Annotated in this window: 22 protein-coding genes; 12 read left to right on the top strand and 10 right to left on the bottom strand. The window is 42.7% G+C overall.

Going from position 1 to position 24,430, the window contains the following annotated elements:
- Positions 1–44: 44 nt before the first annotated feature.
- Positions 45–1,115 (bottom strand): DUF3549 family protein, encoded by a 1,071-nt coding sequence (locus tag ACMUMQ_RS04825; RefSeq protein ID WP_414680884.1) that lies wholly within the window; start codon positions 1,113–1,115, stop codon positions 45–47.
- Between the two features lie 100 nt (positions 1,116–1,215).
- Between ACMUMQ_RS04825 and ACMUMQ_RS04820 the strand changes: the two genes are divergently transcribed.
- The 5 genes from ACMUMQ_RS04820 to can all read left to right on the top strand — a co-directional run bounded on the left by ACMUMQ_RS04820 (position 1,216) and on the right by can (position 6,121).
- Positions 1,216–1,557: a YqcC family protein gene (locus ACMUMQ_RS04820; protein ID WP_414680883.1), complete on the top strand. Its 342-nt coding sequence runs from the start codon at positions 1,216–1,218 to the stop codon at positions 1,555–1,557.
- Positions 1,554–2,405, top strand: a complete 852-nt coding sequence (locus ACMUMQ_RS04815) for a DUF1853 family protein (RefSeq protein WP_414680882.1) — start codon at positions 1,554–1,556, stop codon at positions 2,403–2,405. The genes ACMUMQ_RS04820 and ACMUMQ_RS04815 overlap by 4 nt, the downstream gene beginning before the upstream one ends.
- 52 nt (positions 2,406–2,457) lie before the next feature.
- Positions 2,458–4,497, top strand: coding sequence for a sensor domain-containing protein (locus tag ACMUMQ_RS04810; protein ID WP_414680881.1), 2,040 nt, complete (start codon positions 2,458–2,460; stop codon positions 4,495–4,497).
- Positions 4,498–4,639: 142 nt separating this feature from the next.
- Positions 4,640–5,485, top strand: coding sequence for a putative RNA methyltransferase (locus ACMUMQ_RS04805; protein ID WP_414680880.1), 846 nt, complete (start codon positions 4,640–4,642; stop codon positions 5,483–5,485).
- Positions 5,486–5,488: 3 nt separating this feature from the next.
- A complete protein-coding gene (can, locus tag ACMUMQ_RS04800) occupies positions 5,489–6,121 on the top strand; it encodes a carbonate dehydratase (RefSeq protein WP_414680879.1) in 633 nt (210 codons plus the stop codon).
- A 109-nt stretch (positions 6,122–6,230) separates the two neighbouring features.
- On the opposite strand, the gene ACMUMQ_RS04795 is transcribed toward can, so the two are convergent.
- Entirely contained in the window at positions 6,231–7,184 is a 954-nt protein-coding gene (locus ACMUMQ_RS04795) for a LysR family transcriptional regulator (protein ID WP_414680878.1), read from the bottom strand.
- A gap of 90 nt (positions 7,185–7,274) precedes the next feature.
- The gene (locus ACMUMQ_RS04790; protein ID WP_414680877.1) at positions 7,275–8,456 is read right to left on the bottom strand and encodes an AGE family epimerase/isomerase; all 1,182 of its coding nucleotides are present in this window, start codon (positions 8,454–8,456) and stop codon (positions 7,275–7,277) included.
- A 188-nt stretch (positions 8,457–8,644) separates the two neighbouring features.
- Here ACMUMQ_RS04790 and ACMUMQ_RS04785 point away from each other — a divergent pair, with 188 nt between their 5' ends.
- Positions 8,645–9,844, top strand: coding sequence for an ROK family transcriptional regulator (locus ACMUMQ_RS04785; protein ID WP_414680876.1), 1,200 nt, complete (start codon positions 8,645–8,647; stop codon positions 9,842–9,844).
- A 49-nt stretch (positions 9,845–9,893) separates the two neighbouring features.
- Positions 9,894–11,390 (top strand): TyrR/PhhR family helix-turn-helix DNA-binding protein, encoded by a 1,497-nt coding sequence (locus tag ACMUMQ_RS04780; protein WP_414680875.1) that lies wholly within the window; start codon positions 9,894–9,896, stop codon positions 11,388–11,390.
- A 73-nt stretch (positions 11,391–11,463) separates the two neighbouring features.
- On the opposite strand, the gene ACMUMQ_RS04775 is transcribed toward ACMUMQ_RS04780, so the two are convergent.
- The 4 genes from ACMUMQ_RS04775 to ACMUMQ_RS04760 all read right to left on the bottom strand — a co-directional run bounded on the left by ACMUMQ_RS04775 (position 11,464) and on the right by ACMUMQ_RS04760 (position 14,270).
- The gene (locus tag ACMUMQ_RS04775; RefSeq protein WP_317004484.1) at positions 11,464–11,625 is read right to left on the bottom strand and encodes a hypothetical protein; all 162 of its coding nucleotides are present in this window, start codon (positions 11,623–11,625) and stop codon (positions 11,464–11,466) included.
- A gap of 139 nt (positions 11,626–11,764) precedes the next feature.
- The gene (locus tag ACMUMQ_RS04770) at positions 11,765–12,586 is read right to left on the bottom strand and encodes an HAD family hydrolase (protein ID WP_317004483.1); all 822 of its coding nucleotides are present in this window, start codon (positions 12,584–12,586) and stop codon (positions 11,765–11,767) included.
- 106 nt (positions 12,587–12,692) lie between these two features.
- Positions 12,693–13,043 (bottom strand): HopJ type III effector protein, encoded by a 351-nt coding sequence (locus ACMUMQ_RS04765; protein ID WP_414680874.1) that lies wholly within the window; start codon positions 13,041–13,043, stop codon positions 12,693–12,695.
- Between the two features lie 33 nt (positions 13,044–13,076).
- Positions 13,077–14,270 carry a Bcr/CflA family multidrug efflux MFS transporter gene (locus tag ACMUMQ_RS04760; RefSeq protein ID WP_414680873.1) on the bottom strand — a complete coding sequence of 398 codons (1,194 nt, stop codon included), beginning with the start codon at positions 14,268–14,270 and terminating at the stop codon, positions 13,077–13,079.
- Between the two features lie 285 nt (positions 14,271–14,555).
- Here ACMUMQ_RS04760 and ACMUMQ_RS04755 point away from each other — a divergent pair, with 285 nt between their 5' ends.
- Together ACMUMQ_RS04755 and ACMUMQ_RS04750 are read left to right on the top strand one after the other, a co-directional pair.
- Positions 14,556–16,418: an ABC transporter ATP-binding protein gene (locus ACMUMQ_RS04755; RefSeq protein ID WP_414680872.1), complete on the top strand. Its 1,863-nt coding sequence runs from the start codon at positions 14,556–14,558 to the stop codon at positions 16,416–16,418.
- 42 nt (positions 16,419–16,460) lie between these two features.
- Positions 16,461–16,790 (top strand): DMT family transporter, encoded by a 330-nt coding sequence (locus tag ACMUMQ_RS04750; protein ID WP_414680871.1) that lies wholly within the window; start codon positions 16,461–16,463, stop codon positions 16,788–16,790.
- A 140-nt stretch (positions 16,791–16,930) separates the two neighbouring features.
- On the opposite strand, the gene ACMUMQ_RS04745 is transcribed toward ACMUMQ_RS04750, so the two are convergent.
- From ACMUMQ_RS04745 to ACMUMQ_RS04735, 3 genes are all read right to left on the bottom strand, one after another.
- A complete protein-coding gene (locus ACMUMQ_RS04745) occupies positions 16,931–18,688 on the bottom strand; it encodes an alpha-amylase family glycosyl hydrolase (RefSeq protein ID WP_414680870.1) in 1,758 nt (585 codons plus the stop codon).
- 85 nt (positions 18,689–18,773) lie between these two features.
- Entirely contained in the window at positions 18,774–20,000 is a 1,227-nt protein-coding gene (locus tag ACMUMQ_RS04740; protein ID WP_414680869.1) for a glycosyltransferase family protein, read from the bottom strand.
- A gap of 62 nt (positions 20,001–20,062) precedes the next feature.
- Positions 20,063–20,884 carry an HAD-IIB family hydrolase gene (locus tag ACMUMQ_RS04735; RefSeq protein WP_414680868.1) on the bottom strand — a complete coding sequence of 274 codons (822 nt, stop codon included), beginning with the start codon at positions 20,882–20,884 and terminating at the stop codon, positions 20,063–20,065.
- A 140-nt stretch (positions 20,885–21,024) separates the two neighbouring features.
- On the opposite strand from ACMUMQ_RS04735, the gene ACMUMQ_RS04730 reads away from it, so the two are divergent.
- The 3 genes from ACMUMQ_RS04730 (at position 21,025) to ACMUMQ_RS04720 (ending at position 24,400) form a co-directional block, all read left to right on the top strand.
- Positions 21,025–21,912 (top strand): DMT family transporter, encoded by an 888-nt coding sequence (locus tag ACMUMQ_RS04730; RefSeq protein ID WP_414680867.1) that lies wholly within the window; start codon positions 21,025–21,027, stop codon positions 21,910–21,912.
- A 200-nt stretch (positions 21,913–22,112) separates the two neighbouring features.
- Positions 22,113–22,586, top strand: coding sequence for a YHS domain-containing (seleno)protein (locus tag ACMUMQ_RS04725; protein WP_414680866.1), 474 nt, complete (start codon positions 22,113–22,115; stop codon positions 22,584–22,586).
- A 569-nt stretch (positions 22,587–23,155) separates the two neighbouring features.
- Complete coding sequence (locus tag ACMUMQ_RS04720; RefSeq protein ID WP_414680865.1) at positions 23,156–24,400, top strand: hypothetical protein; 1,245 nt, start codon at positions 23,156–23,158, stop codon at positions 24,398–24,400.
- The last annotated feature ends 30 nt before the right edge of the window (positions 24,401–24,430 follow it).

The following is a 24,430-nucleotide window of genomic DNA, read 5'->3' as shown; positions in this document are numbered from 1 at the left end:
TAATGGGGCTTTTTTATGTTATCTATGTAGTCGTTAAATCAGCACTAATGCAGTGACTTTGGTGTTTCTGTGAACAGATAACTTACCGCTTGAGCGAGTTTAGGGCTGATGTGGTTTCCACGTAATAAAGTCCAAAGTGGTTGCTTGGTTTCTGGGTGTTGGCTGAGTTCCGCTGTCACTTGTTTGAAAGCTATGTAACCATCTTCTCTGTGAGCCAGTTTTTCCATGATGATTCTAAGCAGTTGAGGGTTTTGGCTCAGCCAGTTTGGGCATTTCGCAGCCAGTGCCGCAATGGTGTGAATGTCGCCATCGTTGCATTCGGTTAAACTGCCCAGTAAGCTGAATAAAGGCAAGAGAAGTGAGTCATCCAACGTGGATCTGGATAATGCACGGAGGTAGCTGGCTTGAATTAACGGGTCTTGCTCCGTTTGCAATTTAGTAATGATTTCAGCTTGTAGGGTTGCTGGCAGCGCTTGGTGTTCTAGCGCGTGACAAAGTGCACTCACGACTTGAGGAGCGGCACGTTTTATCGCTTTATCAATCAGCGCTTCGTATTGTGTTTCGTTGACTCTTGCTGCGAGTTCGGCAATGCCTTGTAGGCCAAGCGTTTGCCATTGGTCATTTTCTTCTATTTGATCGGAAGAAAGGTATTCAACGACAGCGTGGAAATAATGGGATGGATCGGATTTTAAGTCTTTGCCTAAAATGGCGTGAAGGCTCGCCATGCGCTCTTGGTCAGGCTTAAAGACATAAGGGTTATCTTCCAAGGCTTCAGACAAGCCTGCTTCTTCACCTTTGTGAAGAATTTTATCGACGATGCTTTTTATGAAATGATCGCGGGTTCCTAAATTCAAACAGCCTGCTTCGTCTAGCGGTAACTTCAGAAACCAAATTACACTTTCATCAATAACACTTTTCTTATTGCTGTCTTTGGCTTTTAAAAGGCAAGCAAGCCAAGCGTGCTGGCGAAATGGAAAAGGGTAGGCTTGCTGCTTTCGGTCGAATTGGGTGGCCTGCTGAGGCGTGATTTTTGTGATGTTTCGTCCAAGGTCGTAATAGGTAACGTCACATCCGACCATATCAAATAAGTCAGAAAGAGATTCAATTTTGTTCATGATAAAATATAGACTCAAGTTGCTGATAAGAGCGTAAAAATGCCGTTAATCAGTGAAAAAAAGATCACACATCTTACCGTTTTTCTAGGGAGAAATCAGGTTGAAAAAGGCTTTTTCTGCCCATCACACATTGGCTGATTTGCTCATTGACTTACAAATGGCGATGCAAGCCTGTGGTGTTTGGGATTGTGAAACACCAACGCCACAAGCTTTACAGAGCCAAGAGCCATTTTGTATAGATACGATGTTGTTCGAGCAATGGCTTAAGTTTGTGATGATTGAGCGTTTTAGAGTCTTGTTAGAAACTGGCGGAGCATTACCGACTCGCTGTCACATTTCACCAATGGCCGAAGAGGCTTTTAAAGATAAGCCACAAGAAAGTGTTGCGGCTTTGGTTCGTTGTTTAGACCTTATCGACCAGCATCTAAGTAATCCTTCATGATGACTTCTGAGTTCCATCATCCTTTTGTGAGAGATCTTGCTTGGCTGGTGGAAGGTCATTACATTGAGAAGGATTTTGATCTTGAACCTTATTGGTTAGACGATCTGCTATCAAGATTGACTGAGTTGGATCGTAACCCTGACGATTTAATCAATGCAGTGAATGCCTGCAAATCTCATTTTCTGGGCAGTTATTTTGAAACCTTGTTTTCTTATGCCATCAAGCATTTGTCTTCTCTCAGGGTTGTGTTGGAGCATTTTCAGGTTCAGGGAGAGAGTGGCACATTGGGAGAAGTGGATATGTTGGTGGAAACACCTTGCGGTCAGCTTCATCAATTTGAAATAGCGATTAAGTTTTATTTAGAACGGCCTGATCTTGCGCCACATTCTTGGATTGGTCCCAACAAAAATGACAGCTTATTAAAGAAGGTGAATCGAGCGCGAGAGCACCAGTTATCTATCCTTGAAACACCCGAAGGTTTGTCGATTATCAATGAAATCGCAAATAATCGAAAAATAAACTCAAGTTTATTGGTCTTCGGCCGATTGTATTATGGGTTAAAAGATAACGACGACATTGAGCGATGGCTTGAGCAAGGTAGAGGTGGCTGGATTCGTGCTTCGGAATTCATACTGCTAATGTCGTACTTTTCCCACTTTCTTATATTAAAGAAGCCGCATTGGATGGCTTTTTCAAATATAAATGAGAATTTTACTTTATTTTCTCTGCAATCTGCCTACAATCTTGTAGGTCATTTCCTACAGGATGAACGCCCTCAACATATACTTTTATGGGAAGTAGGAAAGGACATAAAGCGAAGTGTGTTTGTTGTTCCTGACTCATGGTAAGAGGTTAAACAGGATCTAATTTTAAGATCTTAATTGGCAGTATTTTATATAAATGACCGACTTATCAATTTTACTTCAATCTAAGATGCCGTTGGCCGCTTGGATTATAGACATAGAAAACGCGACGATTCCTTGGTTTAACGAAGCGGCAGAAGCCTTGTTAGCTGATTCCTTACACGATATAGAATCTGGCCGACGAGTCATCAATGACGCTTTGCAGAAACGTCTTGCGGTTCACTTAAGAGAACTCGAAGAAGGGGCTGAATTGCCCTTCAAATGGCCCTTCATTGCCAAAGATGGCTCTCAATACCAAGTAACAGGTTCTGTAATTTCACTCGGAAAAAGTCGCAAAGGGCTTTCTGTAGAAGCTCGTCCTTGCGTTTCTTCTGCGGCTTTAGACGTTTCTGAACAACATCAAATTTCTGATTTGCTTCCTCCTAAATTGAATAGCCACGTTGGCTTGTTGTCTCAGTTTAAAACCTTGTCCTTTGGTGTATTTGATAAAAGTGGTCAGTACATAGACTCAAGTGAATGCTTCTCTCAGCTATTTGGCGATCTAGCGGACATTCGTGATTTATTCGCGGTATCCGGTGCAGCGAACAGCTTTATTCGTCGAATCGCAAAGCAAGAAAATATATCTCAAGAAATTCGTTTGTCTACGAAACATGGTGTTCGTTGGCATCAGATTGAAGTGACCCATAACACAGAAAACAGCCATGTTTATTTGTTGGTTCACGATATCCAAGAAAAAAGAGATCACGAAGTCGAGCTTTATCGTTTAAAAAACTACGATATTTTGACTCAGCTACCTAACCGAAACCTACTTTATCAGCAGTTAGAAAGTGCCTTATCTAATGCGAAAAAGCGCCAGCGAGAATTTGGTCTTTTGTACCTAGATTTAGATGGTTTCAAGGTGATTAATGATAACTTCGGCCATCGTGTTGGTGACGAGCTGATTCAGCGGGTTGCTGAACGTATTAAAGGCAGTATACCGCCAACAGCTTGTTTGTATCGCTTAGGTGGTGACGAGTTTGTTGTTGTTTTAGAGATGACGAACAACACACAAGAATTAGAAAGCATTGCTTATAACATCAAGCAGAGCGCCAGTAATACCTATCTTGTTGCTGATATGGAAATGATGATTACGGCTAGTATTGGCATTGCAAGTTACCCAAGCCATGCTGATGATATTGATAATTTGCTAAAAAATGCTGATGCCGCTATGTACCGAGCAAAGGCAATGGGTCACAACATGTATTGTATTTATGAAGGCCACATGGCTGAAAATATCAATGCTCATTTGACCTTAGGCAGTGGCTTGCGAAAAGCCATTGAGGAAGAAGAGTTTGTGCTTCATTACCAACCTAAAATCCGTCTTCCTGATGAAACGGTTGTAGGGGCAGAAGCCCTTATTCGTTGGGTGCATCCAGAATTAGGTATGATCAGTCCAGATAAATTTATTCCTTTGGCAGAAGAGAGTGGTTTGATTCTTCCGTTAGGGGAGTGGGTGATTCGAAGAGCCTGTCGCCAGCTACAAGAATGGCGAGAGTCTGGTCATCCTCCCATTAAACTTTCGGTGAACTTATCAGGTCGTCAGTTTATGCAAGCAGACTTGGTGGAAATGGTTAAACGTGTGTTGGAAGAGACAGGCGTTGACCCTGAATACCTAGAACTTGAGTTGACTGAAAGCATGTTGATGACAGACGCACAGCAGTCGATTGAAAAGCTACATGGCTTTCGTGAGCTGGGCTTAACACTCTCTATTGATGATTTTGGTACCGGCTACTCTTCACTCGCTTATTTGAAGAAGTTCCCAATTCAAACCCTTAAAATAGACAGATCATTCATTAATGATTTGGGCATTAACAATGACAATGATGCGATTGTAAAAGCGACAATTGCCATGGCAAACAGTCTGAATTTGAAAATCATTGCGGAAGGTGTAGAAAGCCGTTCTCAAGTGGACACACTTAATCATTATGACTGTTTAGAAGTACAAGGCTATTTGTTCTCTAAGCCGTTAGACAGTGTGGATTTCTTGTCGTATATGCAAAGCAATAGTATAAATAATGCCTGTGCAGTCTTAATGTAAATCACATTTACTGATGACGTTCAGGCTTTGTTTTCATAGCGAAGAATGACTCGCTTCTTTATACTCTCAATACTTGATGTTCAGTGTGCTTTATAAAAGTGCCGCATGGTGAGAACGTCAATTAACAAAAAATGGATGCCTTGTGAGAACGCTTGAAAACCTTTCTTGTCCGATAGACTCGCTGTCACTCAGCCGTGATGGTAACAGTCTAAAGTGTGACAACGGACACACTTATGATTTAGCCAAAACTGGCTATGTGAATCTTCTACCTGTACAAAATAAACGTTCTAAAGACCCAGGCGACAGCAAAGCTATGGTGGCGGCTCGCCAAGCCTTTTTGAACCAAGATTTTTATTATCCGATTGTAAAAGCAGTCTTAGAGACTTGGCCAAAAGAGCATTTAGTCAGCGGTGTCAGAGTATTAGATGCTGGCTGTGGTGAAGGCTATTACCTGAATGAAATAAATAAGCTCTTGCTGGATAAACAAATTGAAGCCGAATTAACCGGTTTGGATATTTCAAAATGGGCGGTAACAGCAGCCAGCAAACGAGATAAAGGCATCAGCTGGTTAGTTGGCAGTAATGCCAGTTTGCCGACGCCAGCTGAACGCTTTGACGCTATTTTATGCTTGTTTGGCTTTCCTATTTTTAATGAGTTTTCAAGAGCATTGACTGATTCAGGCTTGCTGCTTTTAGTTGAGTCTGGTGCCAATCATTTGATTGAACTGCGTCAGATATTGTACCCCTCCATTCATGAATACAAACCAACTCACAGTGAAGGCGTTGATGGGTTTGAGCTTGTGTCTGAAGAGGTGAGAAACTTTGAATTTACATTGAATTCTCAAGCAGCAATTCAAGACCTATTAAGTATGACACCTCATATCCATAAAGCGTCTTATGATGGAAAAGAGGCGGTAAAAAAGCTTGAGTCTATTAATTTAACCGCGGATATTAAACTCCGTTGGTATCGTAAAAAACTGCCGGAGTAGGTTATGTCCAATAAGTTGACGGAATTGTTCGATAAAAACAGGGAATGGGCGGCCAAAGTTACGGAAGAAGATCCTGAGTTTTTTGAAACTTTGTCAAAACAACAAATGCCTGAATATCTCTGGATTGGTTGTGCTGATAGCCGCGTTCCAGCAAACCAAATTGTTGACCTGTTACCAGGTGAAGTTTTTGTACATCGCAATATTGCCAATGTTGTAGTTCACACAGATTTGAACTGTTTGTCTGTGATTCAATTTGCTGTCGATGTGTTAAAAGTAAAGCATATTATGGTGGTTGGTCATTACGGTTGTGGTGGCATTAAAGCCGCAATGGGAACAGAAGAACATGGCATGATAGATAACTGGCTACGTCACATTAAAGACGTATATCGCCTGCATAAACAAGAAATTGACAGCATCGAAGACGAGCATACTCGCTTCGATCGTATGTGCGAATTGAACGTAGTGGAGCAAGTTGCGAACGTTTGCCAAAGTAGCATTGTGCAAAATGCATGGCGCATTGGCCAAGAGCTTCATGTACACGGCTGGTGCTACAGCTTAGGAAATGGTCACATTAAAGATTTAGAGGTGACGGTTTCTAATGCGGAAGAATCAAGGGCACAACTGAATAATATGTAGTTAAGACGATGTATTTCTTAATGAAGAATGTAAAAGAACGAGCCAAGTGCTCGTTCTTTTTTATGCAATGATTGGAAGCTTTTGAAGTGCTTTCGAGTAAGAAGGTGTTTTATAAATTGTTGTTTTCTGCAATGGTTCTTGCACAGCCTGCAATAGTAGAGCGAATCCAAATATGTCCCGGATCATGCTGCAATAAAGGGCTCCAAAGCATCTTTAATTCCACTGGTGGGATCTCAAAGGGTGGCGGTAGCACGACAACATTTTCGTTGTCTTTCATTAAGCGTGTAGCCAGTGATGGCAAGGTCGCTATCAAACCTAACTGCTCTGTTGCTCGCATGGCAACATTATAGTTGCGAGTAAACAAACGGATATTACGTTTGAACCCTAAATCTGCCAAAGAACCGTCTACCCAACCAAGCTTTTGCACTTCTTCTGGTTGAATACCTACGCCCACCCCGAAGCCTGTTTTACTCACCCAAACATGAGGAGAAGCAAGGTAGGTTTCTAGGTTGAAGTCTTTGGCGATATCGGAATTGGCGGGTACTAAGCAAGAGAAATGGTCAACCCAAACGGATTTTTGGTGGAAAGACTGAGGCAGTGTTTCAAAGCGGTTAATGACCAAATCCACTTTGCCTTTTTCAACATCGTGAAAGCTCACATCACTTGGATTCATCACATCTAGAATGACATTTGGTGCTTCTTCTTGCAGTTTTTCCATCAAAGGGGGAATCAATGTTGCTTCTGCGTAATCACTCGCCATGATGCGGAAAACACGAGAGCTGGATTCAGCTTCGAAGCTTTGCCCTAAGTGTAATACTTCATCGACTGATTGAAGAATGCTTCGTACGCGAGGTTGCAGTTGAATGGCCAGTGCCGTTGGCATCATGCCATCGCTGGTTCTTACCAACAAAGGGTCATGAAATAAATCTCGTAAACGTCGTAATCCGTTACTCATGGCGGGTTGTGTGATGCCAAGTTGATTGGCTGCATGGGTAACGTTTTGCTCTCTCAATAAGGAGTCTAAATAACGAAGTAAATTAAGATCTATTTTATCTAACTGCATATATGAAAGGGCTCATCCACTAACCGTAGGGGCTGCATCATACTGTATTTTGCATACAAATAGAATGATGCCCCTAAATTCTGTAATGGTTTAGCGTAACTTGGTGAGCAAGTTGATCACTTCATAGCAAGCGCCCATGGTGTGATAATCGGTTTTACCCGCTGGGCTTTTATTATCATCGAAAGCTTTGTTGTCTTGAGTCAGGATTCGAAACCAAGCGCCGTATTGATGATCTATCATGTGCGACCAACTGTAATCCCACAGTGCTTTGTATTTATCCCAATATTCTTCCTCTTGAGTGGCCTCTGCTAATAAGGCCGCAGCCGCGAAAGACTCTGCTTGAACCCAGAAGTATTTATCACCGTCGCAGACTTGGCCTTGGGTGTCGTAACCGTAGCAAAGGCCACCGTGTTGTTTGTCCCACGCTTTTGTCCAAGCTTGATCAAAGAGTGCTTTTGCTTTTGGAATCAGCCAATCTTGTGGTGATCTTTGGTGAATCAATAGTAGTAACTTTGTCCATTCAGTCTGGTGACCAGGTTGAAAACCCCAAGGTCGGAATAAATGCTTTGGATCCTGTTTGTTGTAGTCCCAATCAACTTGCCAAGTTTCGGTGTAATGTTCCCAGATTTCGCCATTGGCGAGCTCAGCTTGGCGAAGACAAATATGCTCTGCCAGTAACTTTGCACGTTCTAAATAATGGTTTTCTTGTGTGGCGTCGTAGGCCGCAAGAAGTGCTTCACAGGTGTGCATATTGGCATTCTGGCCGCGATAGGGTGATACCTGTTGCCAGTCGCTAGAAATTTCATCTTTGTAGAGGCCAAACTCCGCATCCCAGAAATGTTGCTCCATTAAATCAAAGGTTTCTTTGATCCAAGGTTTCGCCTCTTCGACACCCGCTTTGTAAGCTGTGGCGTAAACAAGAAGAACAAAAGCCAAGCCATAACAATGGTTGGTTTCATCAAGATTATGGTCTTTATTGAGAAGCCAAACATAGCCGCCGTTGTCTCGACGATGTCGAGTTCTCAAATAGTTCAAACCATGTCGAGTGGCTTCTAAATATTCTGGTTTTCCTTCTGCTTCATAGGCTTTGGCATAGTTGAAAACAAAACGTGTGCTGCTGACCAAATGGCGTGTGTCTGTGTCGTAAATATCGCCATTGTCTTTGAAGAACTGAAAGTAGCCGCCATTTGGGTCGAGACAATGTGGATGATAAAAATCCATCGTGGTCTGAATATGACGTTTCAAAAACTCAGGAGACTGGAAGTCTGGCATGATGCAATCCTTTAGTTTTGGCGTTTCCTTCACTTTCTGCTTTTGCATGGAAAATGAGGTGAGCCTTGTTATTTTTATTAATACTTTTTTGATCGTTATTTCATACTAATGAGGTTATAGTTTTAAATCAATTAGATTTATTAAATCTAATTGATTAATTTACAGGCACGAAAATTAGAGTGAATTTTATGAAATCATCCGGCAGTACCTCTGAGCAAAGTCGCATCTACAATGAGCGAATCATTCTTCACCTAGTAAGACAGAACCCTGAAATTTCTCGTGTCAGCATTGCCGAACGTACGGGATTGAGCGCTCAGACGATTTCCGTAATCACTTCTTCCTTGCTGGATCGACAACTGCTGCATGTCACTGGAAAGGTAAAAGGTCGCCGAGGTCAGCCTTCCGTTAAGCTAAGTATCAATGAAAAGGGCGCTTATGGATTAGGCATCAATGTTGACCGTGATCACATTAGCGCTGCATTGCTAGATTTCAGTGGTGCTTGTGTTTTGCTGTTGGAGCGTTCGGTTTCTTTTCCGACAGAGGCGCTAGCGAAAGACATTGCTCAAGATTTAATCGAAGAGGTAAAAACCACTTTAGGCGTGGATTGGAGCAAGGTTCAAGGCATTGGTTTAGCAAGACCAGATTATATGGATGCTTGGCTTGATACATTAGTAACGGATTCTCATCAAAGAGCGGATTTGATCAGTCTGAAAGCCGCATTGGCCTATTGGCAATCGAATGCTTTTGAAACTTGGTTGGCTGATGTGACAGGCTTAACCTGTTTTGTGGAATTGGATTCCGGCGCAGCCGCTACCAGTGAGCTATTGTTAAGCCCAGATTCGCCACAGCATTTCTTTTATCTTTTTGTGAGTACGGCGTGCGGCGGTAGCTTTGTTGCAAATGGTGAATGTTACGCAGGTGCAACTGGCAAAGCGGGCAGCTTTGGCTTGATTCCAGCGGCAACAGGCAAACATGGCAAGTGGATTTTGGAAGCCTTGTCTTTGTCTTCATTAAGGCGCTTTTTTGCAGAACACCAGCAAGATTGGCCAGAAACGGAGGAAGCCTGGTTTACCGCTTCTGTTACTCGTTTGACGGAACAATGGTCGCAAGAAGTGGCATTGGAAGTTCAGCCTGCTTTGGCGTCTGTCATCGCCTTGTATGACCCAGAAGCGATTTTGATCGGTGGGCGTTTGCCAGAATCTGTCTTGGTTTCTCTTATTCGCCATATTGAAGAAACGCAAAAATCCCATAGCTTGTTGCCTCTGCCAGCTATTCGAGTAGCCCAAACCAGTTACAGTGCTGGTGTTTTAGGTGCTGCGGTATTACCGCTTTATGAGATGTTTGCGCCGCAAAAGAATATATTATTAGTGAATGCCAAAGAGAAATAATGCTTTATCTTCAATCAATGAAAATCACCCATAAAGGCAAATAATCCACATGAGATTAGAAATACAGTGTGAAGACAGAATTGGCATGATACGCGAGATTCTAGACCTTTTTGTGCCGCATAAAATTGATATTCGCTTGATTGAAGTGGATACCAAGCAACGTTGTATTTACTGTGGTTTCTCTGATATTCCTTTTTCTCAGCTACAAACCCTTTTGGCAGAAATTCGTCGATTAGACAGCGTGGAAGACGTGAAGACCGTCATGTTTACGCCATTTGAAAGAGAGCATCATTCTCTTCATCTCTTATTGGAATCTTTACCGGATGGTGTGATTTCTGTTGATTTAAAAGGTCGAATTACCATGATGACGGAACAAGCCGCCGAAGACTTAAATGTCACAGTAGTGGATTGTTTGTATCAACCTTTGTCGCAGGTGTTGAAAGGCGTGAGTCTTTCCAAAGACCTGTTAGGCAAGCAACAAAGCATTAGTAAGCGTATTCGTATTCGCAATAAAACTTTTTTATTGGAAATGAAGCCTATCTTTGTTTCCGACGAAGAAGGCACTGAAAACCTCGCTGGAAGTGTGATTTATTTGAAATCAGAACTGCGCTTAGACAAACAAGCCGCGCGTTTAAAACAAGCCCCAAATGCTGAAAACCCTTTGGAAGCCTACTTTCAACCTTCCGTTGTAAAAAGCTTTGCTATGCAAGAAACTCTAGCGAAAGCAGAAGCCTTTAGCAGCGGCAATGAACCTTTATTTGTCATGGGCGAAATGGGCTCTGGAAAGCGACATTTTGTAGAAGCTTTATTTCAATATTGGCAAAAGCATCAAGCTGACCCAGACGCACAATTGATTATTCGCCCTGCCAACAGCTTGAACCAAGAAGATATATCAGCATTAGAGAGTGTTTCAGGCTGGCTGGTTTTAGAGGATATTGAGCATTTGGACGACGCAGCTCAAGCGGCGCTTATGGCTTGGTTAAATCGTCAGCAGGGCGCTGGCATCAGTTTTGATAAAAGATTAAGAGTGATCAGTTTGTCGTCACTTAGCGAGCAGGAGTTGCTTGGAAGCAAGGCGCTTAACAAGGCTTTGTATTTCTCTCTCGCCACCTTGGTATTAACCATGCCGCCGTTACGGGAACGCAAGGAAGACATAGAAGGTTTGGTACAGCAATTGGTATTGGCGTTAGCGGAAAGGCACAAAGTCACCGTGCCGAATATTTCCAAGGAAGTCATGACGAAATTGGCTTTATATGATTGGCCGGGCAATCTAAAAGAACTGCAAAACCGTTGCTTGCAAACCTTTTTGACGGTGAAAGGAAAAAACTGGCAGGCAGAAGATGTGGCTCTGCCCGAAATGGATTTGATGTCGAATTTGAGTTTGATCAACAACTCATTGGATCAAACAGTGAAACATTGGGAAGCTGAATTATTAAGACGATTGTACCCAGAGTTTCCCAGTTCCAGACGTTTGGCCAAAGCGGTGGGAATGAGTCACAGCACCATTGCAAACAAGCTAAAAGAATATGGGATAGGAACAAAATAGCCGCATTGGAAAGCCTTCCAATGCGGCTATTTTTCTATTCATCTTAAAAAGAGACTAATGAAATAGAAGGGAATTAGTATGGGCGTCTATGACGAGGCGTCGGGCGACGAACTTCTTCACGCTCAATTTTGATCGGTTGCAGCTTTGATTTTGGCTGAGCTACGCTTTTTTGAATGTTCTTTGCCAAGAAAGCAATCACGGCACAAGCCGCTACGAAAAGTAAAAATTCAAACATGGCATTTCTCCAAACTAATTATTCTTGTTTACCATCATGTTTCATTTTGATGATTTAGTATAGTCCATTATGTTGTCTTTTAGTTAATGGAGGGTATTGTTTAAAAATCAACCCTTCACAAACGCTTTCTAAAAAACGGTCACAAGTCGTATCTTTTTCTTAAGAACTTCGCTACACCATCTTTATCATGATGATCGATGACATCGGTCGCCGCATCTTTGATGTGGTCGTGAGCATTCTCTGTCGCAAAGGCTTCATTGGATACGGAGAACATAGATAAATCATTATCGCCGTCGCCAAACACCGTTAATCGTTCGGCACCAATTTCTTCTTTAAGTTCCATTAAAGCAGAACCTTTACAGACATTGCTGTGATGTATGTCTAGCCAATAGGCATCTGGGTTATAGATGCCACCACCAGAATAAGCCGTTAAGTGATCGTGTTTGTTACTTGCTTCAACAATATGATTGATGAGCGTCGGGCTACCCATAGCGCTGATATTAGTGATTTTCGCTTCGCTGGATAATTCCGCTAAAGGGTGAAGACTCATGCTTTTATGATTGCCAAGTTCATTGGCAATATGGTCACTCATGTGGCCATTTAAAGGCGCATGATAAACACGATGTGAGCCGTCATCTTCTAAGCAAAAGATAAAAGGTGTGACTTGGTGTTCTTCAAAAGAAGACAGCAAATCTGTGATGTGGCCTTGAGATAATAAGTTGCGGTGGCGATATTGGCTTTGTGAAGGATTCCACCATTCCACGCCATTTTTGAAAATCTGCCAATGAGGGAAATCATGACCTTGGATACAAGGCATGGCGGCAAGGTGAGTTCGTCCTGTCGCGACAGTGTAAAAAATGCCTGCGGACTTTAAACGCTCAAGAGTGTCTATTGTGTATTCAGAGAGACGTTGGTGCCGATTCAGTAGCGTACCATCTAAATCAAATGCGACTAATTCCATAACCACCTCATATATTAAGTGTTCGAAACTATGGCTTTTTTAGGTGCTGAACTCAACCATTCATCATGAGTTGACCGCAGCAAGTTCATTGCTGCGGTCAGCTTTGTTAGCTTTTTGGTGTTAAAGCGATGGCGTTGAAAGTAATGCCGCTCCAGCCATTTTTAATGAATTGACGGATGTTTTGATGGTCACTGCCTTCTGGGTTTTGAAGTACATCAACACGGTAGAAGTCACCGAACAAATGCAATGTGTCTGCTTCTGCTAATTGGTGAATAGCGGCAAAAGAAAAAATCTTACAAGAGCCATTGTTTTCATTGATGGCGTTGTTTTGCTCACCATTTACAAATGAAGTTGGTGTGAAATCGTATTCTTGCTCGATCACTCCGATCACTTCTTTGAATTGAACCTGATCAGGTGATTGTTTGATTTTTTCGATTAGCGTTTGAGTATTTAACATTCAAGCTCCATAAAACTGAGTAAATTTTTCTAATTATACTGTGTCTGTCGGCGCGGCATACCGAGTTGTAACTTTAAAAATAACGAATGAGATAATGCCGCAGCTCGCCATAGTAGCAAGCATTGGGATAAAAGTACCATTGTGCAGCAGACTCACTACAGCACCACCAAGGGCGCCGAAGGCGAAACGTGATGTACCAGCCAGCGCGGTAACACTGCCATTATGATTGCCAGCGTGTCTTAGTGCGCCTGCCATGAAGCCACTTCCTAGAATCCCCATTGGTCCCATAAACAGCATGCTCGAAATGATGATAAGAGCCAAAGGAGGGTGTTCGAAGAAGGTTAAAATGATCATCGCAATGGACGAAGATAACACCACAATAATGGCGTATTTCGATAAAAACTCCGTGCCCAATTTTTCTACAAAACGGCTATTTATAGTAGATGCCGACATCATGGTAATAACGTTTAATCCAACGAAGAAACCAAAATGAGCAGGGTCTACGCCATAAAGTTCAATATAAACAAAAGAAGATCCGGTGATAAAACTCATCATCCCGCCGAAGAAAAAGGCAGAAGCGGCAAGGTAACCCAAAACAGTACGATTACTTAATAATCTTCCATAATTACCAATGGCATTAGAAAAAGAAAAAGGCGTACGTTTTTCTACTGGCAGTGTTTCTGGAATAGTTAATAAAAACAGCGTCATTCCAACGAGCGATAAAATACAGAGAAAGCCGAAAATATAGTGCCAGCTCAATACAGTTAAAATCGCACCACCAATAATCGGCGCGGCCAAAGGCGCCAGTGCCATTACCAGCATAACCATCGACATGGCTTTGGCGAATTGGTTAATGGAGAGTCCATCTTTAACCAAGGCAGGAACACAAACAGCAACTGCTGCGCCACCAAGAGCTTGAACCGCTCGGCCGACTAAAAGCATTTCATAATTCTGTGACAAGGCGCAGATTATACTGCCGATAGCGTAAATACTTAGGCCTCCCACCACGACTTTGCGGCGACCAATCGCATCCGAAATTGGCCCAAAGAGGATTTGCAAGAAAGCGAAAACCAGCAAGTACATGCTGACCGTCATTTGCACTAAATCGATATTGGTATCCAAATCTTTTGAAATCGTCGGAATACTAGGAAGGTATGCGTCGATTGCCATAGGAGTCAATCCCGCAAGCAACCCAAGTACTAGAATGATCGGCAGAGTCAGTTTCATATAATCGCTTACGTCGAGTGAATAAATAGGCACGAATTATAATATCTTTTTGCTTTTTTAGGCTGATTTAATTATGCAAACAGTAAGTAAAGCGTATAGGAAATAGAGCCCGTTTTTATATTGTCTGGTTTTCAATTTACTAACGTGTTTCAATTTCGCACTTATTTTTTAGGTAGGGTTTATGCCTACGAAACCGCAAAAACGTATTAAATGCCTTGCGGTGGATTTATAATTTATTCTGCTCTTAAGAATTAGAGCCTCTCTTCAAGTTTGATAAGGAATTTTATGTTACGTTTTTTCGAAAAGTGGGTGCAGGCTTATCCTGAAGTGGAAGCAGTGCAGGCGCCTAAAACACTGTTCGCATTTTGTCGTTACTATTCGAAAGGCGTTGAAATCCCACTCATCCTTATGTCCCTTTTAACCGCTACGATGGCGATTTTAGAAGTAACCTTGTTTAGCTTCATGGGAAAGCTGGTGGATTGGTTAGTCAACAAAGATCCAGACACGTTCTTTGCTGAAGAGGGCATGCATTTATTATTAATGTCATTGATGGTGCTGGTCGTGATGCCAATAGTGACGTTTTTGCATTCTGCGATTATCCATCAGACCTTGCTGGGTAATTATCCCATGCGAATTCGTTGGTTATCGCACCATTATATTTTGCGCCAAAGTATGTCCTTCTTTCAGGATGAGTTTGCAGGGCGTATTTCCACTAAGGTGATGCAAACTTCCCTTGCTGTGCGTGAAACCGTGATGAAGTTACTGGATGTATTGATGTACATCGCTGTGTACTTTGTTTCTATGGTGGTTTTAATCGCGAATGCCGATTACCGACTCATGTTGCCAATGCTCGCGTGGCTTGTGTTGTATATTTCTTTGCAGTTTTACTTTATTCCAAAGCTTAAGAAAATCTCAGCAGATCAGGCTGATGCGCGCTCGACCATGACAGGGCGAGTGGTAGACAGCTACAGCAATGTGTCTACGGTAAAGCTTTTCTCCCATCATCAGCGCGAAGCAGAATACGCAAAAGAAGGCATGGATGGTTTTTTAATCACCGTTTATCGACAAATGCGTCTCGTCACCATGCTCAATGTTGGTGTCCAAGGTTGTAATTACCTTTTAACTTTTTCCATTGCTGCACTGTCTATTTGGTTGTGGACGGACAGTGTTATCAGTGTGGGTGCCATTGCCATTGCGGTGAGTTTAGCGCTACGCATGAACGGCATGTCTCAGTGGATTATGTGGGAAGTCAGCGCCTTGTTTGAAAATATCGGCATGGTAAACGACGGCATGAAAACACTGTCTCGCCCGATTGAAATTGAAGATAAAGCTGATGCGCCAGAATTAGTGGTTGCTAATGGTTCAATTGATTACGAAGCGGTGAATTTCCATTATGGAAAGCAGGACAGAAAAGTAATTGAGAATCTTGTTTTGTCGATCAAAGCAGGAGAGAAAGTCGGGCTTGTTGGTCGTTCTGGTGCCGGAAAGTCCACCATAGTGAATTTGTTGATGCGCTTCCATGATATTGAATCTGGGCAAATTAAAATTGACGGGCAAGATATTAGCCAAGTTCAGCAAGCATCATTGCGATCTAAAATTGGCATGGTGACACAAGACACATCTTTGCTGCATAGAACGGTGCGAGAGAACTTACTTTACGGTCGTCCAGAAGCGACAGAAGAAGAAATGATCGCCGCCGCGAAAAAAGCCGAAGCTCATGAGTTTATTCAAACTTTGACCGACCCGTACGGTAATTCTGGCTACGATGCTATGGTGGGTGAACGCGGAATCAAATTGTCAGGCGGACAGCGACAGCGTATTGCCATTGCCCGAGTGCTATTAAAAGACGCGCCTTTGTTAATTTTAGATGAAGCTACGTCCGCTTTGGATTCAGAAGTAGAATCGGCAATTCAAGACAGTTTGTACAAACTCATGCAGGGTAAAACTGTGATCGCGATTGCACACAGACTTTCTACCATTGCGGCGATGGATCGCTTAATCGTGTTAGATAAAGGTGTGATCGTTGAGCAGGGCAGCCATGAAGAGTTGATTCAAGGTAAAGGCATTTATGCTTCTTTGTGGGCACATCAAACTGGCGGTTTTTTAGCAGAAGATATTGACCTAGAAAAAGACAATACGGCACAGTAAAGGGCGTCACTCATACTCATTGCACGGTTTAGGAGAAGCACTATGATTTACCTGCTTTTGTTTTTAGCCATCTTGGCTGAAGTGGTTGCGACCACAGCATTAAAAGCGTCGGACTCTTTTACTAAACTTGGGCCAAGTATTATTTTGGTGGTGGGTTATGCGGTGTCTTTTTACTTGCTAAGTATCGTGATGCGTACTTTGCCAACTGGTGTGACTTACGCAATTTGGTCTGGTTTGGGCGTGGTTTTAATCTCCATCTTTGGCTATTTGTTTGCCAATGAAAAGCTCGATGTTGCAGCCTGTATTGGTATTTCTCTGATTGTGGCTGGTGTGGTGATTATTAACGTATTCTCTAAAACAGTGAGTCACTAATTCATATTTAAGAAAGGCTTATTTGTTAGATGTTCCTGGTTGCTAAACGAGCAATGAAAGAAAAACAGAAGTGAAAAGAAAAGCGAAAACAAAAAACGCGACCCAGTGAGTCGCGTTTTTTTATGGCTTGATCAAAGCAACTAGCTTGTTTTGATTTTGCCTTTTTTATTCGCCAACCAAACGAATTGGTAAGGCATTAGGATGATCTTACCTAAGTGGTCTTCGTACACAGCATCAGAAACAAGATCTGTCCATTCATCTGTGGCAATCAAGTTCAGTTCAGACAAGTTAAAGCTCTGAGGCTGATCCGTCATGTTGTAAACCGCAAACAAGCTTTGTCGTCTGTCTATGCTTTGTCTCCAAAACGCGAACAGGTTGTCACCCATGTGCAAAACGTATTGGGTTGCATTCGGGTGGAACGCAGGTTGAGCACGACGAATTTTGGTTAACTGCGAAATACTCTGGAAGACTTTTTGGTGATGAGTCGGAGTATTCAGCGCATGATCCAATTCATCCATGTCCCAAATATGTCGGTTAATGGATCGAAAATGCCCTGTATTATCAACTCGCTCTAAGTCATTCTCTGTGCCGAACAAACTGTGAATGTAAAAGGCTGGAACACCTTCTAGCGCCATCATCACACCAGCGGCACATAAGAAGCGCGCAAACTGCCATTGGTCTGGACCTTGCTGAGCAGAACCAGATAAAGCGTTCCAAAGGCTGATGTTTATCTCGTAAGGCTTGGATTCACCCTGTGGCGTAGTTCGAGCACTGAGTTTTCCGCCAAAACGCTTCATTGTGTTGATCAAGGTTTCCAGTTCCCATTCAGACAATAAGCCTTCTGTTGGGCGTAAACCAATACCATCGTGAGAAGCCAAAAAGTTCAAATAGGTTGTGCCTTGTTGCGCTGGTGGCATACTCATTAACCACTTTTTCAAGTGACTGAAATTACCGGTCACAAGACTGTTAATCAGCAATGGTGGCAAAGAGAAGTTATAGATCAAATGCGCTTCATTGGCGTTACCAAAGTAAGTTAAGTTCTCTTGGTTCGGAATATTGGTTTCCGTGATGATCACAGACTCAGGCGCATAATGCTCAATCATCAAGCGCAGTAAGCGAATCATTTCATGGGTCTGTGGAAGGTTAATACTGCTTGTGCCCGGTATTTTCCAAAGGAACGCCACAGCATCAAGGCGGAACCAGCGAATGCCTTTTTCAAGGTATAAGCGAATAATGCCTAAGAACTCTAATAAAACCGCTGGGTTTTCAAAGTTCAAATCCACTTGGTCATGACTGAAAGTACACCAAACGTGTTTTGTTCCATTTTTGGTTTGTACTTCTCGTAACAACGGTGATGTTCTTGGACGAACCACAGCGCTTAAATCGGCATTTGGGTCAGCTTCATAAAAGAAATCCGCGCCCGGATGCACGCCCGCTTTGTAGTTTTCAAACCACATACTACGGCTAGAACAATGGTTAATAACCAAATCACCCATGACTTTAAAGTCTTTGGCGAGATTCTCGACGTGATCCCATTTACCGCTCGACGGATTAACCGTGGTGTAATCCATCACGCTAAAGCCATCATCTGAACTGTATGGGAAAAACGGTAAAAGATGCACAGCAGAAATGCTGTCGGCTAATTTACTCTTCACAAATTTGTGCAGTGTCTCAAGTGGGGCTTCACCTTCGCATCGCAATGTATCTGCATAAGTAATCAGCATGATATCGGATTGATCCCATAAATTATTATGGGGGCGAGGTGACTCTGTGTTTGGATCAAGATGAAAGGTAGCTAAGCATTTTCGTGCCAACTCCGCCGTGTCCAAGTTTGGGTAAAGCACCTGCAAATGAACAATGAGCTTTTGTTCGAGATGCGACAGAGATACATTTTCCATAGTTACCTACCTGTCTTTCAATAAGTGGATGAAGCAACACTTAGGTATCCGAAAAAGGCCGCAGCCTTTTTCGGATACAAGCGAGTTATTTTTTACCGTATTCGGCCATGTCTTGTTCAACCGCTTTAGCAAGTTGAGACATAACACCTGGGAATGCGCTGACTACGCGGTTCCAGCTTGGGATAAAAGGCGTTTCCATTGGGTTTTCTAAATACTGGTTGCCCGCTTTCATTATATTGCTGGCGAACAATTCAACCGCTTGTTCTTCACTGTGAACATCAAGTTTTAAGCCGTTGATTTCGGCGTCATTTCGATAGGTTTCGATAAAGTCCAAAGCAACTCGGTAGTAAGTCGCTTTAATCGTACGGAAAGTCTCTTGATTGAAGATCGTACCGTTGGTTGCCAGTTTTCTGAAAATGGCTTTAGTGATATCGATCGACATTTTAGACAAACCGCCATTGTCATTATCTGCGGATAAGTCTTGGTGTTTGTGATCGTAAATGTCAGCAATATCCACCTGACACAAACGGTTTGGTGAATAGTTGCGGTACATTTCGCTCAGAACACCAATCTCTAAACCCCAATCACTTGGAATACGTAAATCTGTCATAACATCGCGGCGGAAGGAAAACTCGCCAGCAAGTGGGTATTTGTAGCTGTCTAGGTAATCTAAATAGTCTAGATGACCGAATACTTTTTTCAAGGAGTGAAGCAAAGGGGTAACCAATAAACGGCTCACGCGACCATTCATTTTGCCGTTGGCAGCACGAGCATAGAAACCTTTACTGAACTCGTAGTTGAAGTTTGGATTCGCCACTGGGTAGATTAATCGTGCTAATAACTCTCTGTCATAAGTCACAATGTCACAGTCGTGCATGGCAATGGATTCTGCTTTACCTGCCGCTAAGTTGTAGCCCATGCAAAACCAAACATTTCGGCCTTTACCTGGATCAGAAGGGGAAAGGTGCTCGCCTTTCAAGACACTGTCGATTTCTCTTAATCGAGGGCCATCATTCCAAAGTACCTTGTAGTTTTGCGGTAACACACTAAAGAATTCTAGAGCATGGCGGTATTGCTCTTCTGTTGCTCTGTCCAAGCCGATGATGATTTCAGAAAGGTAAGGAACCTGTTGCAAATGCTTAATGATATTCGGCATTGCGTCTGTTTCTAATTCAGAATATAGGCAAGGCAAAATAAGAGACATAGGACGTGTTTTTGCAAACTCGCACAACTCTTTCTCCATTTCCTCTAACGGGCGGTTCGCCAAGTTATGGAGTGTCGTAATGATGCCGTTCTGATGAAAATCGCCCATGAAAATCTCCTAATAAAATACAAATAATAATTTTTGTTTGAGTAAATCCGAAAACAAGAAAGCTAAATAATGCCTTGTTTGCTTAATACTAAATCTATGGCTTGCGCCCAACCTTCCGGTCCATAACCATCCGTCAACCACGCGTCGATACGATTAGGGACTTCTGGTGGCGCATGCACTGGTGAACGTATAACAACCGGAATGTCGGCTTCGCTTAACATGCCAATGTCATTTTCACCGTCGCCCAACGCCATAGTGGTAATTTCCTCGTCACTTTGGCTGGCGTATAAATCGGTTAGCCAAAGCATGGCATTGGCTTTATCGCAGTGTTTGCCCATTAAGTGGGAGAAACGACCGCCTTTTTGAATTTGCACACCAAAAGGCGCTAGGTATTCTCTTAACTGGTTTAATGCCACGTTTGAATCTGTCCACACCATAGGTTCAGTGAACTCTCGTTGCATGGCTAATGTGGCGTTTTCTTCACTCAAGCCGGTTAATGTCATCAGCTCTTGGCAGGAAATATCGCTGAAACGCTTGAAGGTGTAGTTGTCTTTTTGGCTGTCGGTTAGCTCAATCAGAGTGCTGCGCTTAGGGCCAAAGGCTTTTACCCAATAGTCTCCGCAATCTTCTAATTCTTCATCGATAAAAAGGGATAAATGCTTAGGAATGTAAACAGCAGAGCCATTCTCTACGATGAAAGGATCTTGGTGATCCAACGCTTCTCGCAAAGAAAGTAATTCATGAAATGTCTTGCTGGTATTGATAACACAAGGAATAGAAAAGGTTTTTAACGACTGTAATGCCGTTTGTGCGGGAACAAAACTGTATGTGTGATGGTCAAGTAAAGTGCCATCTAAATCCGAAAATACTAAAAGACTCGTCATGTAGATTCCATATTTAGGCGACCAAAAATAACTGGTCGGCGTTACTGTTAGGCTTGCAAAACTGGTGCCAGTGATTGAAACTGGCCGAATTTCTCCAACTAAGGTACTGGTTCAGGTTAACTGAACTTTTAAACAAATAAATGACAGCTTCACTACGGTTATATGTCTTAATTGCTCTCTCCTTATTAGCCTTCGCGGCCAACTCCATACTCTGTCGATTAGCGTTAGATGGCGGATTAATTGACCCAGCAAACTTCACCATGTTGCGCTTAGTCAGCGGTGCTATCACCTTGGCATTGCTTTGTGTTTTGCAAAGCATGAAGCAAAACAGCACCTCTCTAAAAAAGGTGTGGTTAGAGGGTAGTTGGTTATCTGCGTTTTCGCTGTTTATTTATGCGATTGGCTTCTCTTACGCTTACGTCACATTAGAGACAGGGATTGGCGCGCTGATACTTTTTGGTGCTGTTCAACTAACACTGATTCTGATGGCGGTTTGGGCAGGGCAGAAGCTTAAATCCCTTGAGTGGATCGGCTTACTCGTTGCCTTTGCGAGCTTTGTGTATTTGGTCTTCCCAACCTTGTCTTCGCCTTCATTGGTTGGCTTTATCTTAATGACATTCGCAGGCATTGCTTGGGGGCTGTACACTTGGCGCGGGAAGATTTCTTCACTGCCATTATTCGCGACTGCATCCAACTTCATACGCACTGTACCTATCCTAATTATTGCTTTGATATGTATTGGTTTTTTGGAAGGCTACAGCTTAACAACCGCCAGTTCAGAAGGAATATTATTCGCTATTGTTTCAGGGGCTTTAATGTCAGGTGTTGGCTACGCACTTTGGTACGCTGTACTGCCTTCACTTAGTGCTTCTTTAGCGGCTGTTTTGCAATTGTTAGTGCCAATTATCGCAACGATTGGCGGCGTTATTTTCGCCAGTGAAGCCGTGACTTTGCATCTCATTATTGCAACCGCAGGTGTATTAGGTGGGGTTTTGTTGGTCATCTTAGGGAAAAAGAAAAAAGCTTAATTTGCACTTTTTTGGTGCGATAGGTTTTCATCGCATCAAAATAGACAAGCCTGTGAGTCAAAACAGGGTGCTTAAAAAAGTATTAAAATGAACTCAAAAAGCCAAACTCCTGTTTGGCTTTTTTCTGCCTAAATAAAGCGAAAGGAACTTTATAGAGAGATAAGCGTTCTTAATAAAACTCAGCAAACATAAGAGAAAGAATGATGAAAAGTAGAATGTTAGCTCAATGGTTTTTCTTTGTAGTATGTATTCTATCTGGCTCTGCTATGGCGAATGAACCTGTGAGTACAGGATATTGGAGCAACTCGGCCATCGGCGGGCACGATGTATTAGATTATTATCGTGAAGGTGTTGAAGGCAGTAGCCCAGTGACAAAAGGCTCTAATCAATTTGTGGTGACATGGAACGGCGCAGAGTGGCATTTCGCAAGCCAAGCGTCAGCGGATAAATTTGCCGCCAACCCCGATACATACGTTCCCCGTTACAATGGTTTTTGTGCCAATGCACTGGCGTTAGGCGAGGGTTTAATTCCTACTAGCGGTCAGGTTTGGGAATTTTTTGGAGAAGAGCTGCATTTGTTTTTTGCAGAGCGCGGGCGCCAAAGATGGCTAAATGGCGACTGGAAAACTTACCAAGCCCAAGCAGATAAAGCTTGGCAAGCTTCTCTTAACTAAGGTGATAGTCCCAAGGGATGAATTTCTCTTTGACCTAAGCTCAGCCTCAGCATCTGAAGCAAACCAAACACCACTGCTCGACGTTACTCTTCTAGGAAACCGTTTGACCTCGCTCTAGGTGTTTGGCTTGCTCCAATTTAGCATTTCCGCCTTCCGACATAAGTCACACTTTAGTGTGACAAAACCTCAAGGGTCGAACCCCTTTTTGAGCGACAAAACCTCACAACCACAGAAGACATCATCAAAAAGGGCTTTGACCCTACTGTTTGATACTGGTAAATCCGTTTAACTCACGTTACATTCATGTCATAACGGAATGAAAATAAAGTGACTAACGGATGGTTAACCCTCGTAAAATCCCTTCTTTTTATTCCTTTGAAAATAACGCGCACGCTCGTTTTTCCATTTTTGTTTTTTGTGAATAGCTTTATAAAATACTAACAATTCAGTTAGTTATAGAGGTATTTAGAGAGTTTTTAAAATGTGTAAACGCTCATGCGCACTATTAAAATGCTATGCATAAACACGGAGTACAAAAGTAGATGTATAGAAGAGGCAGGGAAAACACTTTGTTTTGGGATGGCGATTTAAGCGCAGCCTTAGATAATCACGCCAAATCAGCCAAAGATAAAGTTGACGCTATCCATCAAGACCAGTTTTTAGCGAATCCAATCGATGATTTGGTTGCCCACATTGTAAATGATTTATATGTCACCCCATTAGAACTCTATGAAGATAGAGCAGAAATGGATCAGCAAGAAGTCAGGGTAGATGTAAGCCATAATGGCAACCGAAATTCTTTCGGTGATAGTGGCCCAATAATGATTCCAGGAATCAAAGTTACCATATCAATTCCATATACGGGTGACCCTTCACTGTGGAAGCTAAAGCCAAACCAGTGGAGGCCGACTATTCCACATGGAGATATTCGCTCGCCCAATAGGGATGGTGTTGGCTATCTGGATATTGTTATCCAGCAACCAACCGATGACCCTCAACAACAAATAAAGGCACACATTGACGACGTCCTTGATGGGGTTAGATTCTATATCAATGGCCAGTCCTCACAGATTGAAGGGCATAACCAAGCTCTTGAGGTAAATGTTAGAAGGCTCGTAGAAGCTAGGAGAGAGAGACTAAATAAGCATGATGGCCTTGCCGACTTTCTTAACATCTCAATGAAAAGGAACAATTCTGCGCCTAGTTTTAAACCTATCGATATTAAAAAGAAATTAGTGAAGCCTTTACCTCCGTCACCTCAGTCTGGCTATGCGGCAGAGCCTGGTATAACAGTGGAGGATTATGAGCATATTCTCTCAGTTATCCGGCATGAAGGTGCCACCTTTGAGGCTACACCAAAAACTTATGCCGTTCACGACGAAGAAGAACTTCGGGATATCATTCTTGCGCACTTGAATGGGCATTATAAAGGCGCAGCCTCTGGCGAAGCTTTTAGGAAGTTAGGCAAAACAGATATAAAAATTGAGAGTGACAATAGAGCGGCATTTATCGCTGAATGTAAAGTCTGGCGAGGTGCTTCCGAGCTTAGCAAGGCCATAGACCAGCTACTTGGATACCTTACATGGCGCGATTGCAAAGCATCAGTGATTATATTCAATAAGCATAACAAGAAGTTCACCGAGTTACTGGAGAAAACTCCAGAAATATTGAAGTCTCATCCTCGTTTTAAAAAACACGTAAAAGATGTTGGTGAGGGAGAGTGGCACTTTGAATTTATGTCCAAAGACGATGATAGTCGCCTAATTCAATTACGTGTCTACGTATTTGATATCTACCATGATTCAAATGCATAACAAAGCCAGCCAGAGGGACTTCCGTACTGC

This window comes from Marinomonas algae, from assembly GCF_047525555.1.
GTDB lineage: Bacteria > Pseudomonadota > Gammaproteobacteria > Pseudomonadales > Marinomonadaceae > Marinomonas.
Note: the sequence above shows the minus strand (reverse complement) of the source record. Positions and strands in the feature narration are given on the sequence as shown.

Excerpts from the sequence above, each read along its gene's own strand:
- ACMUMQ_RS04825 (WP_414680884.1), bottom strand. The coding sequence starts at position 1,115 with ATGAACAAAATTGAATCTCTTTCTGACTTATTTGATATGGTCGGATGT.
- ACMUMQ_RS04815 (WP_414680882.1), top strand. The coding sequence starts at position 1,554 with ATGATGACTTCTGAGTTCCATCATCCTTTTGTGAGAGATCTTGCTTGG.
- ACMUMQ_RS04810 (WP_414680881.1), top strand. The coding sequence starts at position 2,458 with ATGACCGACTTATCAATTTTACTTCAATCTAAGATGCCGTTGGCCGCT.
- can (WP_414680879.1), top strand. The coding sequence starts at position 5,489 with ATGTCCAATAAGTTGACGGAATTGTTCGATAAAAACAGGGAATGGGCG.
- ACMUMQ_RS04795 (WP_414680878.1), bottom strand. The coding sequence starts at position 7,184 with ATGCAGTTAGATAAAATAGATCTTAATTTACTTCGTTATTTAGACTCC.
- ACMUMQ_RS04790 (WP_414680877.1), bottom strand. The coding sequence starts at position 8,456 with ATGCCAGACTTCCAGTCTCCTGAGTTTTTGAAACGTCATATTCAGACC.
- ACMUMQ_RS04785 (WP_414680876.1), top strand. The coding sequence starts at position 8,645 with ATGAAATCATCCGGCAGTACCTCTGAGCAAAGTCGCATCTACAATGAG.
- ACMUMQ_RS04780 (WP_414680875.1), top strand. The coding sequence starts at position 9,894 with ATGAGATTAGAAATACAGTGTGAAGACAGAATTGGCATGATACGCGAG.
- ACMUMQ_RS04775 (WP_317004484.1), bottom strand. The coding sequence starts at position 11,625 with ATGTTTGAATTTTTACTTTTCGTAGCGGCTTGTGCCGTGATTGCTTTC.
- ACMUMQ_RS04770 (WP_317004483.1), bottom strand. The coding sequence starts at position 12,586 with ATGGAATTAGTCGCATTTGATTTAGATGGTACGCTACTGAATCGGCAC.
- ACMUMQ_RS04765 (WP_414680874.1), bottom strand. The coding sequence starts at position 13,043 with ATGTTAAATACTCAAACGCTAATCGAAAAAATCAAACAATCACCTGAT.
- ACMUMQ_RS04760 (WP_414680873.1), bottom strand. The coding sequence starts at position 14,270 with ATGAAACTGACTCTGCCGATCATTCTAGTACTTGGGTTGCTTGCGGGA.
- ACMUMQ_RS04755 (WP_414680872.1), top strand. The coding sequence starts at position 14,556 with ATGTTACGTTTTTTCGAAAAGTGGGTGCAGGCTTATCCTGAAGTGGAA.
- ACMUMQ_RS04750 (WP_414680871.1), top strand. The coding sequence starts at position 16,461 with ATGATTTACCTGCTTTTGTTTTTAGCCATCTTGGCTGAAGTGGTTGCG.
- ACMUMQ_RS04745 (WP_414680870.1), bottom strand. The coding sequence starts at position 18,688 with ATGGAAAATGTATCTCTGTCGCATCTCGAACAAAAGCTCATTGTTCAT.
- ACMUMQ_RS04740 (WP_414680869.1), bottom strand. The coding sequence starts at position 20,000 with ATGGGCGATTTTCATCAGAACGGCATCATTACGACACTCCATAACTTG.
- ACMUMQ_RS04735 (WP_414680868.1), bottom strand. The coding sequence starts at position 20,884 with ATGACGAGTCTTTTAGTATTTTCGGATTTAGATGGCACTTTACTTGAC.
- ACMUMQ_RS04730 (WP_414680867.1), top strand. The coding sequence starts at position 21,025 with ATGACAGCTTCACTACGGTTATATGTCTTAATTGCTCTCTCCTTATTA.
- ACMUMQ_RS04725 (WP_414680866.1), top strand. The coding sequence starts at position 22,113 with ATGATGAAAAGTAGAATGTTAGCTCAATGGTTTTTCTTTGTAGTATGT.